This window comes from Campylobacter upsaliensis, from assembly GCF_900637395.1.
Lineage (GTDB): Bacteria > Campylobacterota > Campylobacteria > Campylobacterales > Campylobacteraceae > Campylobacter_D > Campylobacter_D upsaliensis.
This window is the reverse complement of the sequence record NZ_LR134372.1, coordinates 1,270,245-1,282,689: the sequence shown is the minus strand read 5'-3', so window position 1 is coordinate 1,282,689 and position 12,445 is coordinate 1,270,245. Positions and strand designations below refer to the sequence as shown.

The 12,445-nt window shown below is 33.5% G+C and carries 13 protein-coding genes; 6 read left to right on the top strand and 7 right to left on the bottom strand.

Annotated elements, in window-relative coordinates; all coding sequences use genetic code 11:
• The 5 genes from EL158_RS06410 to EL158_RS06390 are packed head-to-tail and all read right to left on the bottom strand — an operon-like array spanning position 1 to position 6,168.
• Entirely contained in the window at positions 1–1,722 is a 1,722-nt protein-coding gene (locus tag EL158_RS06410) for a motility associated factor glycosyltransferase family protein (protein ID WP_027303654.1), read from the bottom strand.
• Positions 1,723–1,728: 6 nt separating this feature from the next.
• The gene (pseI, locus tag EL158_RS06405) at positions 1,729–2,754 is read right to left on the bottom strand and encodes a pseudaminic acid synthase (protein WP_027303653.1); all 1,026 of its coding nucleotides are present in this window, start codon (positions 2,752–2,754) and stop codon (positions 1,729–1,731) included.
• 9 nt (positions 2,755–2,763) lie between these two features.
• On the bottom strand, positions 2,764–3,930 hold the full coding sequence (locus tag EL158_RS06400) for a hypothetical protein (protein ID WP_027303652.1): 1,167 nt from the start codon (positions 3,928–3,930) through the stop codon (positions 2,764–2,766).
• Positions 3,930–5,714 (bottom strand): excinuclease ABC subunit UvrC, encoded by a 1,785-nt coding sequence (uvrC, locus tag EL158_RS06395; RefSeq protein ID WP_027303651.1) that lies wholly within the window; start codon positions 5,712–5,714, stop codon positions 3,930–3,932. The genes EL158_RS06400 and uvrC overlap by 1 nt, the downstream gene beginning before the upstream one ends.
• Positions 5,707–6,168: a hypothetical protein gene (locus EL158_RS06390; RefSeq protein ID WP_027303650.1), complete on the bottom strand. Its 462-nt coding sequence runs from the start codon at positions 6,166–6,168 to the stop codon at positions 5,707–5,709. The genes uvrC and EL158_RS06390 overlap by 8 nt, the downstream gene beginning before the upstream one ends.
• A gap of 135 nt (positions 6,169–6,303) precedes the next feature.
• Here EL158_RS06390 and guaA point away from each other — a divergent pair, with 135 nt between their 5' ends.
• The 4 genes from guaA to EL158_RS08990 are packed head-to-tail and all read left to right on the top strand — an operon-like array spanning position 6,304 to position 9,347.
• Positions 6,304–7,863 (top strand): glutamine-hydrolyzing GMP synthase, encoded by a 1,560-nt coding sequence (gene guaA / locus EL158_RS06380; RefSeq protein ID WP_027303649.1) that lies wholly within the window; start codon positions 6,304–6,306, stop codon positions 7,861–7,863.
• Positions 7,864–7,866: 3 nt separating this feature from the next.
• Positions 7,867–8,211 carry a DNA (cytosine-5-)-methyltransferase gene (gene dcm / locus EL158_RS08780; RefSeq protein ID WP_027303648.1) on the top strand — a complete coding sequence of 115 codons (345 nt, stop codon included), beginning with the start codon at positions 7,867–7,869 and terminating at the stop codon, positions 8,209–8,211.
• Positions 8,180–8,467: a DNA (cytosine-5-)-methyltransferase gene (gene dcm / locus EL158_RS08775; RefSeq protein ID WP_027303647.1), complete on the top strand. Its 288-nt coding sequence runs from the start codon at positions 8,180–8,182 to the stop codon at positions 8,465–8,467. Before dcm (EL158_RS08780) ends, dcm (EL158_RS08775) begins: the two co-directional genes overlap by 32 nt.
• A gap of 22 nt (positions 8,468–8,489) precedes the next feature.
• Positions 8,490–9,347, top strand: coding sequence for an IS256 family transposase, variant Zn-binding type (locus EL158_RS08990; RefSeq protein ID WP_414973604.1), 858 nt, complete (start codon positions 8,490–8,492; stop codon positions 9,345–9,347).
• A gap of 210 nt (positions 9,348–9,557) precedes the next feature.
• Here EL158_RS08990 and EL158_RS06365 read toward each other — a convergent pair whose 3' ends face one another.
• Positions 9,558–9,833 (bottom strand): helix-turn-helix domain-containing protein, encoded by a 276-nt coding sequence (locus EL158_RS06365; protein WP_027303644.1) that lies wholly within the window; start codon positions 9,831–9,833, stop codon positions 9,558–9,560.
• A gap of 98 nt (positions 9,834–9,931) precedes the next feature.
• Between EL158_RS06365 and EL158_RS06360 the strand changes: the two genes are divergently transcribed.
• Together EL158_RS06360 and EL158_RS06355 are read left to right on the top strand one after the other, a co-directional pair.
• Entirely contained in the window at positions 9,932–10,138 is a 207-nt protein-coding gene (locus EL158_RS06360) for a hypothetical protein (protein WP_027303643.1), read from the top strand.
• A gap of 2 nt (positions 10,139–10,140) precedes the next feature.
• A complete protein-coding gene (locus EL158_RS06355) occupies positions 10,141–11,097 on the top strand; it encodes an MvdC/MvdD family ATP grasp protein (RefSeq protein WP_027303642.1) in 957 nt (318 codons plus the stop codon).
• Between the two features lie 222 nt (positions 11,098–11,319).
• Here EL158_RS06355 and solA read toward each other — a convergent pair whose 3' ends face one another.
• Entirely contained in the window at positions 11,320–12,444 is a 1,125-nt protein-coding gene (solA, locus tag EL158_RS06350; protein ID WP_027303641.1) for an N-methyl-L-tryptophan oxidase, read from the bottom strand.
• Between the last annotated feature and the right edge of the window lies 1 nt (position 12,445).

Here is a 12,445-nt window from a genome sequence, read left to right as displayed (position 1 = left end):
TTACTCCTTTAAAAGTGCATTTTGCTTCTTTAAAAGTTTTAAAAGCTTGGCAAAATAGCCTTTTTGTGTTTTTAAATTTGTTAAAATATCGGCATTTTCTGCCCTTAACTTTAATCTTTCGCTTTCTAAATCAAAAAGCAAGGCTAAGAATAAATCCGTGCAAATTTCTTGCTTTTTAAATTCCTCGCTTAATTTTTCTAAATTATGCAAAAAGTATTCCAAATTTTGTTCTTTACTTAGAGCTTGTTCTAAATCACACAAAATTGTTTCAAGTTTAGCTTCAAATTTTTCTCCTTTTTCAAGTAAGTTTTTAAGGCTTAAAAAAGCGTTTGTAGTGGATATTTTTACGCTTTTTATGGGGAGTTTTTTCTTTTTTATTTGAAGTAAATTTTCACAACACCAAGCAAAGTTTTTTTCTATACAACCCTCTATCCTCGCACCGCCTTCTGTGGCGTTGTAGGTGTTGATATTTAGCTTTTTAGCATTTAGTATGTCTCTTTGAAGTCCTAGTCTAAAAAGAGTCCAAGCCAAAGAGCTTTGCACCAAACCCTGCCCCCCATAAGCTTCGCATAAAAATTTATCTTTATCGTTTTGAAAGTCATTTTTGTGGTAAGAAAGTAAGGTATAGCTTTTTTCGTGTGAAAGTCCCATATCATCGTAGGCTAAGTCCTGTCCTATAAAGATAATGTTTTCAAATCTAAGTGCCGCCGCACACTCATAAGCCATATTTGCCACACTAGCTCCCACACCTAAATAGCCAAATTCATCGCATTTTAGAGCCTTTTCAAAATAAAAGGGTCGCAAAACAAGGAGAAAATTTTGATTTTTAAGATATTTTAAGGTATTTGGGTGAGTCAGGGAAGTGATGATGAAAAGGACATTTTCATCAAGTTCGTTAAAGTTTTGGTTGAAAAATTCACTTGTTAATTCTAGTCTTTCTAAGGAAAAAACAAAATCCGCCCTTATGCCCTCTTTTTTTAAGATAGCATAGGCACTATCAGCTGCGAAAATCACGGCTTTTTCTTGCACTTCTTTTAAAAGCGGAAGTTGCTTACTTAGGCTTGGTCCTGTGCTAACGATAATGGCATTTTGATTTTGAAAGCGGTAAGTGTTTAAAAAGTCCTTAAATTTAGGTTTTTCAAGCATAGTTTTAAGATTGATAAGCGTATGTTTCATACCTGTGAGCGTGTCCTCGGGGTCGTTCCCCTTTTGTAAAAGCAAAAAGTCAAAATACTCTTTAAATTTAGCGTGTAACAGCTCAAATTTCTCATTTTCATAAAAGGCACAATGTGAAAAAAGCGTGTAAATTTTATAGCTTGTTTGGATTAGCTCATCCTCAAAAAGGGCGTTAAGCTCTTCTAAATTTGTGATTAAAACAAGTCTTTTATCTTGCAATTCTTCACTAAAGTCAATCAAACTAAACACAAGGCTTAAAAGCTCTAAATCGTCCTCAAAAACAACGATTTTAGTCTGTGTTTGACATAAAATTTTATAAAGCGTGCCATTACCAAAGCCGTAAAAATAGAGCAGGGGATAATATGCGTAGTTTTGCTTGATATAAATAAGCTTTTGGCTAAGTTCCTCTTTGACATTATGATACATTTTACCCTCTTTAAAGCAGAGATTTAAGCTTTCATCAAGGCTGAATTTATCTTGCTTTTGAGGTAAATTTAGGCTAGGGTTGCTCTGCTTTAGAGCTTTGATATTTTTAGTTAAATTCATTATGCTTTATAAATCCTCTTCCTTTAAAGGCGTGGCAAATTCTATATTTCTTTTTGCTTTTTTACCTAAAATTTGTGGGTAAAATTTAGGGTGTAAGCCAAAGCTAGGTCGCACGGATTTTATGTTTTCTTTAGTAAAAACTTCGCCTTTTTTAATGTCCTTACTCGCATATAAACTTCTCGCAAAACGCCTATTTTCTAAACTTTTTTCATCTAAATTTAAATCTTTTTTCCCTAAACAAAGCTCGGCATTTCTTATTATTTTAACCAAGGCTTTAAATTCGTCAAAATCAAGACTAAAGGCACTATCCTCGCTGATGACATTTTTATCTAGCATAAAATGCTTTTCTATCACCCTAGCCCCCAAAGCTACTGCTAAAGTCGCCGCCAAATGCCCCTTGCTATGATCACTTAATCCTACCTCATAGCCAAATTGCTTAAGGCTTAAAAGGGCGTTTAAATTCATATCTTTTAACTCGGCAGGGTAGGCGGAGGTGCATTTTAAAAGGCATAAATTTTCGTTTTCTTCTTCCTTAAAGATTTCGCAAATTCTTGCAATTTCACTCTCATCAATCACTCCTGTGGAGACAAAAGTGGGCTTTTTTTCTCTTGCTACTAAACGCACAAAATATTCATCATTTGCCTCAAAAGAGGCGATTTTATAAGCTGGTGGGTCAAAACGGCGTAAGAAAGTTAAATCCTCCTCGCTAAAGGGGCTTGAAAAGCATAGTAGTCCTTCATTTTGTGCGGCTTCAAAAAGCTGGGAGTGCCACTCATAAGGTGTTTGTGCCTTTTCATATAGCTCAAAAAAGCTTCTTTTGTCCCAAAGTCCTCCTTTAATGATGAAATCGTCTTTATCACTTTTTAGGGTAAGGCTGTGGGGCGTGTAGGTTTGAATTTTAATGGCATTTGCCCCCGCTTTTTTAGCTGCTTGTATAGTTTTAAGAGCTAATTCTAAACTTGCTGAGTGATTAGCTGAAAGCTCTGCGATGATGAAAACACCTTTTGTCGTGTCAAAATCCTTAATAAGCATTGAAAGTCCTTAATTTAAATACTTGCGTAAAAGTGCGATAAGCTCATTTTTGCTAATGGAGCTTAAAACCTCGCTAATGCAGTCAAATTCAGTGATTTTTTCCTGAGTAAAAAGTATGATGTGGCTTTGTGGGTTGTGATTTTTATAGATATGAAGTAAAATTTTAACTTGCTCTAAATCAAATTTAATCACATCATAATCAAGCAAAACAAGGCGGTAACTCTCTTTACTCAAGCACTCTTTAAGCTGAAATAAAGAATTTACCAAAGTATTTTGTGAGCATTGCTTTTCTATAATGCTAAAAAATAAATTCGCATCAAATTCATTTTGCTTAAATAAAAGCACATTATTTAAGACGCCTTTTTCAAACTGCTTTGGTGTTAATTTTTCGAGCCGTTTTTTAAGAAGAATTTCGAGCATTTTTTTATCAAGTGGCATAGGTAAAAAGCAAGGATAACTTAAATTTTTATCCCTCCCAAAAACGATAAAATCCTCCTCCTTTTTGACTAATTTTTGATAGATTTCATCTTTAATGAAAACGAGATGATAATCATTTCTATCAAAGCTAATTTCTTTAAAAAAAACGCTTTGTATCCCAAAATACGCCAAGATATTTTGGATAAGAAAATTTTCTAAATCATCATTATTAACGAGGGCGATTTTAGCTTCATAACGCAAAAATTTATCCTTATGTCCGCCTAAGCTTTTGTTATAGCTTATGGGGTGATTGATAGCTAGTCGAAGTGTTTCTTTTTGCTTATGTAGGGCATTTAGCAAAAGAGAGAGAGATTTTTCATCAGCCTCTATGTAATAAAGAGCGTTTTGAATATTACCTAGATGATAATAAAGCTCTTCTAGCAAAGAAAGCTTTTCTTGTTTTTCTAAATTTGCTTTTTTGATGTGGTATTTTTGCATTTCTAAGCGTTCTTTTAAGGCGTCTAAAGCCCTTTCTACGCTTTCATTTTCGCTTTTTTCAAGGAGGGAAATTTTATAAAATAGTTTTTGCAAAAAACGCTCTTTTCTAAAAAGCGTAATGCACAAAACCCCGCCCAAAAGTAAAATGCTAAGAAAAATACTAAGTTTAAGCTGTTCGTCTGTGTTAGCAAGAGCGTTAAAATCGACACTTAAAAAAAGTAAAAAAGTGCTTAAAATTAAAATCAAAAAGCTTAATATCATTACATATCCTTAATTTTTTGAGCTATTTTTGCATTTGTAAGCATTTTTAGTTCCTCATAATTTGCCTCATAAATACTCTCAAAATCTCCATAAAAAGCAAGTAGTTTTTGCAAATACCCCTCACTAATACCTAAATTTAAGAGTTTAGAGCTTTTTAAATCCTGTTTTTTCTTAGTATTTTTATGAAAAGAAAGAGCAAAGCGATGCGCTTCGTCTCTTAATTTTTGTAAAAATTGTAGCTTTTTATCATCTGTTTTAAGTAAAAATTCGCCTTTTTGCGAGTGGATTTTATCTCTAGCACTTCCTTTTGAACGCTGTGCTTTAAAGTCGATTTTTTCCTTAGCTATGGCTAAAACATCGACATTTGCACCTGTGCTTTTGATAATGTTATTTGCTAAATCAAGCAGGGCTTTACCTCCATCTATGAGCCATAAATCAGGAGGCGAAAGGCTTTCAAAGTCTTTCGTTCTTCTTATTAAAACTTCCTTCATTTGCTCATAATCGCTTTTGCCTTGAAGATGAAATTTGCGGTAATGTTTCTTTTCCCATTTGCCGTCTTTAAAACACACCATAGCACCCACTTTTGCTACGCCTTGTAGGTGAGAATTATCATAAATTTCTATGCAATGAGGCACATTTTCAAGCTCAAAATAATGCTTTAATTCCTCTATTAAGCTTAAATCATTATTTTTAAGATGGATATTGATGTTAAGTAAGGCATTTTCAAAAGCAAGATCGCAAATTTTTCTTTTTTCACCCTTTTGTGGGACTTGGATATGAATTTTTTTAGCAAATCTTTCGCTTAACAATTCCTCTAAAAGCTTTCTATCCTCAAAGTCCTCATAAACATAGATTTGATTTGAGACGAGGGGGCTGTCTTGATTAAAGCTTTCTAAAAGCACTTGTTTATAAATTTCATTTGTATTGATTTCTTTTTCTTTTAAAATGTGAATTTTTGAATGGGTGCTGATGATTTTCCCTTCTTGTATGATGAAACGCAAAGTGGAGCAAATGCCATTTTCACTAGCAAGGGCAAAAATTTCAAAATCCTCAAGCCTTGCTAAATCAATTTGAACTTTTGTTTCTAAGGCTTTTATGGCGTTAATTTCATCACGGACTTTAGCCGCTTCTTCATAATTTTCATTGTGAGCGTATTTAAACATAGCTTGTTCTAAATTTTTGATTAAAAGACTGGGATTTAAAAGGGCTTTTGTGGCATTTGTTAAAATTGCTTTATAATTTTCCTCACTCACTAAACCTTCACAAACCCCACTACACCTTGAAATTTGATGAAAAATACAAAGTTTTTTACAATTTTTCTTTTGTTTTAAAGGATAGTAAAGATAAAGGGCGTTTAAAAGCTCTTTTGCTCCCTTAAAAAAGGGTCCATAGTATTTAATTTTGGGCTTTTTGATAATTTTACGCGTCAGCTCAAAACGCGGAAATTTTTCATTTAAATCTATATAAATGTAAGGATAGGTTTTATCATCTCTTAATAAAATATTGTATTTTGGGTGAAGTTGTTTGATGAGAGAATTTTCTAAAATGAGAGCGTTAGCTTCTGTTTTAGTGCTGATAAATTTTAAATGTGCTGCCTCATTAATCATCTTTTGAATTCTTAGACTATTTTTAGAATTTGCTCTTAGAGGATTAAAGCTAAAATAGCTTTTAACGCGTTTTTTTAAATTTTTAGCCTTACCGACATAAAGGAGCTTTCCCTCTGCGTTAAAATACTGATAAACCCCCGCACTTTCTGGCAAACTCATAAGGTCTTTTTCAAGCATTTTGTATCACTTTTCTCAAGGCTTCAAATTTGTCATATAAAGCCTTATTTTCGAAAGGATTTTTAAATTTCCCTAAAGAAAGCTCGATATAGGGGCGAATTTTTTTAGGACTATTTTCTAATTTTAGCTTAGTTTTTTCATAGCGTTGGGAAAAAATTCTAAGATTTTTCACATCGATAAATTTGCTGTTTGGATTTTCTTTTGCGTAAAGCTTTATAAGAATTTTAATGTATTTTTTGCTATCATCGTGGTTTAATTCTTGGTAGCCTATGTGATTAAGCGTTATGATGTTTAGAGTGTCATTTTTAATGAAAATCTTAGCAATGTGGCGTCTGTGTTTTTCTGGCATTAAGAGTAAAAAATCTTTATAGTAAAATCGATCTTTTAGGGGAGTATAATGAGGCTGATTTGCCATTTCAACAATAACATTGGTCGCGGTTTTTATCTTTTTCATAAAGGAATTTTAGCATTTTTTTGTTTAATATTTCTAAGTGCTTGTGGATATAAAGGAGAGCCAACTTATACGACTTATGAGCAAAATGGCTCGGTAAAAAGTATTAAAAAATATGAAACTTTAAATAGGTGGTAGATGATGAATAGTTTAATTTTGGTTTTAGATTTTGGCTCACAATATACACAACTTATCGCTAGAAGATTGCGTGAATATGGCGTTTATACGGAGATTGTGCCATATTTTGAAAAGCTAGATTCTATTAAAGCGAAAAATCCTAAGGGCATAATTTTGAGTGGGGGACCTGCGAGTGTGTATGAAGAGGGAGCGTATAAGCCGGATTCTAGGGTGTTTGAGCTTGGAATCCCTGTGCTTGGAATCTGCTATGGTATGCAGTATATCGCGCATTTTTTTGGCGGAAGTGTGGTAAGAGCGAACGCACAGGAGTTTGGCAAGGCGGTTTTAGAAATTGCGGATTCTAGCGTGGATTCTAGGCTATTTAAGAGTGTGAAGCAAAATTCTATCGTGTGGATGAGCCACGCGGATAAGGTGGAGTCTGTGCCTAGTGGCTTTGTGGAGTTGGCGAAAAGTGGGAATACGCAAAATTGCGCTATCGCAGATTTTAAGCGGCATATTTATGCCTTGCAATTTCACCCAGAAGTGGTGCATAGTGAGTGTGGCGGGGAGATTTTGAAAAACTTTGCTGTGGGGATTTGCGGGGCAGATACAAGCTGGAATATGCGAAATTTTGCGGAAGTTGAGATTGCAAAGCTAAGGGAAAAGGTGCTTGGGGGAGATAAGGTGCTTTGTGCAGTGAGTGGTGGCGTGGATAGCTCCGTTGTGGCAACTTTACTTTATCGTGCCATAGGGGAAAATCTTATCCCTGTTTTTGTGGATACCGGGCTTTTAAGAAAGGGGGAGAGAGAAGCGGTAGAAGCGATGTTTAGAGAGAATCTAAAAGTGCCTTTGATTGTAGCCGATGCGAGAGAGCTATTTTTAGGGCGATTAAAGGGCGTAACTGATCCGGAAAAGAAACGCAAAATCATCGGTGAATCGTTCATAGAAGTATTTGAAGCTGAAGCCAAAAAGCACAACACAAAAGGCGAGATAAAATTCCTAGCACAAGGCACACTCTACCCTGATGTTATAGAATCTGTGAGTGTGAAGGGTCCTAGCAAAACGATAAAAAGCCACCATAATGTCGGTGGACTGCCTGAATGGATGAAATTTGAGCTAATCGAGCCTTTAAGAGAGCTGTTTAAGGACGAGGTAAGGGCGTTAGGCAGAGAATTAGGAATGCCTGAATCTATGCTTATGAGGCACCCATTCCCCGGACCCGGACTTGCCATACGCATTATGGGCGAGGTGAATGCCGCGGATTTAGAGCTATTAAAAGAGGCGGATTTTATCTTCATAGAAGAGCTGCATAAATGGGGCTTGTATGATAGCGTGTGGCAGGCATTTTGCGTGTTACTCAATGTGCGAAGTGTAGGCGTAATGGGCGATAATCGCACTTATGATAATACGATTTGTGTAAGAGCAGTAGAAGCGATGGATGGAATGACTGCAAGTTTCTCACACTTACCCCACGCATTTTTAGAATCTGTCTCAAATCGCATAATCAACGAAGTAGCAGGGATAAACCGCGTAGTCTATGACATTACCTCAAAACCCCCGGGGACTATTGAGTGGGAGTAGGGAATGACTGCGAATTTATTCTCTAATGCTATTTTAGAGCAAAGAAAAAAGGGTGATTTTATACAAAAGAATTTTAGTTTTATTGATTTATTTGCTGGGATTGGTGGCATTAGAATTGGGGTGCAAAATGCCGGTGGTAAATGTGTATTTTCAAGTGAAATCAATGAAAAAGTCGCGAAAGTGTATGAAGCAAATTTTAAAGAAAGTCCGTTAAGTGATGTTATACAAATTGAAGCTAAATCTTTGCCTGATTTTGATTTGCTTTGTGCGGGGTTTCCTTGTCAGCCTTTTAGCATTTCAGGTAAGAAAAAAGGTTTTGAAGATACAAGGGGAACGCTATTTTTTTGATATTTGTAGGATTATTGATGAGAAAAAACCAAAGGTAGTTTTGCTTGAAAATGTAAAGCATTTAATCCACCACAATAAGGGGCAAACACTTAAAATTATTTTACAAAATTTGGGTTATGAAGTAAGTTTTAAATTGCTAAATGCTAAAGATTTTGGTGTGCCGCAAAATAGGGAACGAATTATCATTATTGCCTCACAAAAAACAGCTTTTAATTTTGATTTATTGATTTTAAAAAAGCCACAAATTTCGGCTTAATGGTAAAAAGTGTTGATAAAAACTGCTAAAATATCCCTTAAATTCATCATTTAAGGGGCTTGAAAAATATGAACAAAAAAAATGTCCAAATTGCGGTAGTTTTTTAGTAGTAAAAAATGGTTTGATTAAAAGTAATTCACAAAGATATAAATGCAAAAATTGTTCTAAAATATTTGTATTTAAAAGCACAATTTCAAGCCAAAAATTATTTAATTCATACATTGCAAAAAAGAAAATCCTAAGTATTCTTGCTAAAGAAAATAATATCTGTATGAAAACGCTTCAAAATTACATAAAAAGCATAGAAACACCAAAGCTATCAAAACTAAATCTAAAAGAAATAATACTCTTAATAGATGTAACTTACTGGGGATTAAACTTTGGAGTAGTTGTATTTAAAGACGCTATATCTAAGAAGTTTATATGGTGGAATTTTATAGAGCATAAAGAAAAAATAAAAGATTATGTATTAGGCTTTTTGTGGTATTTAGAACAAGGATATGTCATTAAAGTAGTAGTAGCAGCAGATGGCTTTAAAGGACTTACTAAAATACTATATCCTATACCATTTCAAATATGCCAAATCCATATACAAAGGAACATTCAGACAAAATTAATTAAAAAGCCTAAAAGTTTAGTTTCTAAAGAGCTTTTAGAGTTAAGTAGAAAGCTTACTAAGTTAAACAAAGAAAGCTTTGTAAAAGAGCTAGAAAACTGGCAAGAAAAACATAAAGACTTTTTAAATGAAAAAAGCATAAATGATAGTGGTAGGCTTATTTATGCTCATCAAAGACTAAGATCTGCTTATTATAGCTTAAAGCGTAATTTAGCTTATCTTTATTACATTTTAGAGCATAAAATACTTACCAAACTCCAATAATGGCATAGAAGCAGAATTCACTCATTTAAAGATTAAGCTTAGAGTTCATAGTGGATTAAAGTTAGAAAATAAAAAGAAATTTATTTCTAATTATTTTAGATTAAAAAATGATGAAAGATGAGTCAAAAGTGTTGAATTTTATCAACACTTTTTACCATTAAGCCGAAATTTTAGAAATTTAAAAAAATAAAAATTCTAAAATTCGCACTTTTAAGGCTCTAAATCCTTGCTTTTATCTAGGATTTCTTGAATGCCGTTAAAGAGTGAGTTAAAGGGTATATCTAAAATTTGCGATATTTGTAAAAGGTGTGCGATATTAAAATGTGCGCCTTTTAGGCAAATTTCTCCAAAACTTACAAGGCTTACAGATTTATAGCCCATTTCAAGCGATAGGGCAAGTTGTGAAATTTTACGCTCTTTACGCGCGGCGGCTACATTTTGCCCTATTTTTTTGTAAATTTCTTGTATTTTTTCATCATCTAGCATTAAAATACCTTATTATTATAAGTTATTTTTAATTTTAAAAAATGTAAAATCTCATCGCAACTTATTATAATAAGTTAAAAATCACAAAAGGAGAAAAAATGCAAAAGGTATTTGCAAGCAAATTTTTGGAGCCTATGGACTATATTACACAACAAACGCAAAATTGGAGTTGGGAACCAGCAAATTCTGAGGCTTTACAAATTTACGCAAGTGGAGCACCTACCTCAACACAACAAACAACATACGCCAACGCCAGAGATAATCGTAGCGATTCGGATAGACCAAATGAAGGCATGGCTGTATAAATATGCTTTTAATACTAAGCGATATTTACGATACTCACGCTGATAGAGTGATTTCTAAGCTTAAATGTAAATATTTTAGACTTAATTTAGACTATGAATCTTTATTGCAAACAAAAATTACTTTTTGCGATAATGTTTGGATAATTGAGCAAAATGATATTTGTGTTAAAGGCAATAAAATCACTCATGTTTGGCTAAGGCGTGCTTATGTCGAACTTACCTTAGAACAAAAAGAAAAAAGCAATTCAAATATAGATTTTAAAATTTGGCTTAATGAATGGAATTCCACATTAACGGGATTATACACTTCATTGCTTAAATTACCGTGGTTAAATAACATCTCTGATGTTCTTAAAGGCGATAATAAATATCGCCAAATGGCTTTGGCGCAAGAAATAGGTTTTAAAATGCCCAAAACTATTGTAAGCAACAATAAAAAAGATTTATTAAATTTTGCTAAATTACATGAAGACATAATCTTAAAGCTAGCGCACCAAGATGCTTTCAAAAAAAATAATAAAGTATATGGTTTTTATACTTATAGATTAAAAACTGATGATGTTTTTGCCTTTAAAGACAATAAAGAAAATCCTATCATTTTACAAGAGTATATTGATAAAAAATATGAAGTTAGATATACGATTGTTGGTAACGAGCATTTTGCTTGTAAAATTGATTCGCAAAAATCGCAAATAGCTAATGAAGACTGGCGGAGATACGATCTAGCTAAAACGCCCCACAGCATAATAAATCCTCCATTACATATAAAATCAAAAGTAAAAAAAATGATGAAAAATTTAAATATAGAATTTGGAGCTTTGGATTTTATAATAAATTTAAAAAATGAATGGATTTTTTTAGAAATTAATTGTAGCGGGCAATGGCTATGGATAGAGGATTTAAGCGGACTTGATATAAGCGGAGCAATAGCTAGGTGGTGCAATAACGCAAAGCATTAAACGCAAGTCTTCTAAATAGTGGTCTCACATAAAATTTACCTTTTAGGCGAGTCTAGCTTTTTGTGCTGTATCAATCACTTAGCATAAGTCTTCTAGTAAGTCTTGCCATACCCAATGCCCACAAATATGCGGATAAGATTTTACCTATCCACATAGATCCCACGCAAAAGCAGGGTGGCAGAATAAGCTTTCAGCTAGAGCTATGATTTTGTGGATTTAAAATTATCTCTTGAAACGACTTAAGCTAAAATGTTTTTGAATATCCTCATTTAACTTGCTAGCATTTAAAGCCTCAAAGCCGAATTTGCCAAGTGCGGGAGCAAATTTAAAGCCATGACTTAAACCGCCGATAAAAAAGACATTTTCACTTAAAAAATCGATAATAAAGTCATTATCCGCACTCAAAGGATAGCTACAAACACTTCCCTTTTTAAAAGAGCCTATTTTGGGAAAGAAATTTTTAATATATACATCTATTTCCCTAAAATCTTCCTCATAAGCACCAAAATCTTTACGCTCTTCCCTATTATTAATAAATTGTCCGCTTTGATCACGCCCAATTTTAAGTCCATCTTTAAAATCATAAAATCCATAAAAATGGTCATCTTCAAATTCTATAATAAATGATGAAAGTTTTGAAATGGGATAATTTCCCAAGCTTTCATACCAATGCACCACCTTTCTTTTTGCCTTAACGCACACAGGAGCTAACTCAAAATCAAAGCAGTCTAAAACCTCATTGACAAAACTTCCAGCACAAATTAGAATTTGCTTTGCTTTAATTTTTTCTTTATTTTCAAAATGCAGTGTGAAAATATCTTCTTTTTTATCCACATTTTTAAGAGTGTCGATTAAAATATCTGCACCTAAATTTTGAGCTTCTAAAATCGCAAGACTTACGCTTAAATCGCTATAAACAAAGCCAGTATCAGGCTCTAAAATGCCAAAGCAATCCTTTGCAATTTTAATGCCGTAATTTTCATAAATTTCTTTAGCATTAAGTTGTTTTGTATTAAGTTTAAATTCCTTTATGCTTGTGAGGATATTTTGCATAAAATCATTGTCGTAACTGCCTACATTTAAAAGCCCACCACGCTCAAAAAGTTTAATTTTATGTGCTTTTTCAAATTCTCCCCAAAGTGTGTAAGCCTCTTGCAAGAGAGGGATATATTTACTCCCTTCCCCATAAGCAATGCGAAAAATTCGCGTATCGCCGTGATAAGAGCCTAGTGTATGAGGTGTTTGAAATTTATCAATCAAACATACCTTTTTGCCGGATTTTGCAGCATAATATCCCGCAAAAGCTCCCACCGTCCCACTTCCAATAATAGCTATATCATAAAGCATT

Excerpts from the sequence above, each read along its gene's own strand:
- EL158_RS06410 (WP_027303654.1), bottom strand. The coding sequence starts at position 1,722 with ATGAATTTAACTAAAAATATCAAAGCTCTAAAGCAGAGCAACCCTAGC.
- pseI (WP_027303653.1), bottom strand. The coding sequence starts at position 2,754 with ATGCTTATTAAGGATTTTGACACGACAAAAGGTGTTTTCATCATCGCA.
- EL158_RS06400 (WP_027303652.1), bottom strand. The coding sequence starts at position 3,930 with ATGATATTAAGCTTTTTGATTTTAATTTTAAGCACTTTTTTACTTTTT.
- uvrC (WP_027303651.1), bottom strand. The coding sequence starts at position 5,714 with ATGCTTGAAAAAGACCTTATGAGTTTGCCAGAAAGTGCGGGGGTTTAT.
- EL158_RS06390 (WP_027303650.1), bottom strand. The coding sequence starts at position 6,168 with ATGAAAAAGATAAAAACCGCGACCAATGTTATTGTTGAAATGGCAAAT.
- guaA (WP_027303649.1), top strand. The coding sequence starts at position 6,304 with ATGATGAATAGTTTAATTTTGGTTTTAGATTTTGGCTCACAATATACA.
- dcm (WP_027303648.1), top strand. The coding sequence starts at position 7,867 with ATGACTGCGAATTTATTCTCTAATGCTATTTTAGAGCAAAGAAAAAAG.
- EL158_RS06365 (WP_027303644.1), bottom strand. The coding sequence starts at position 9,833 with ATGCTAGATGATGAAAAAATACAAGAAATTTACAAAAAAATAGGGCAA.
- EL158_RS06360 (WP_027303643.1), top strand. The coding sequence starts at position 9,932 with ATGCAAAAGGTATTTGCAAGCAAATTTTTGGAGCCTATGGACTATATT.
- EL158_RS06355 (WP_027303642.1), top strand. The coding sequence starts at position 10,141 with ATGCTTTTAATACTAAGCGATATTTACGATACTCACGCTGATAGAGTG.
- solA (WP_027303641.1), bottom strand. The coding sequence starts at position 12,444 with ATGCTTTATGATATAGCTATTATTGGAAGTGGGACGGTGGGAGCTTTT.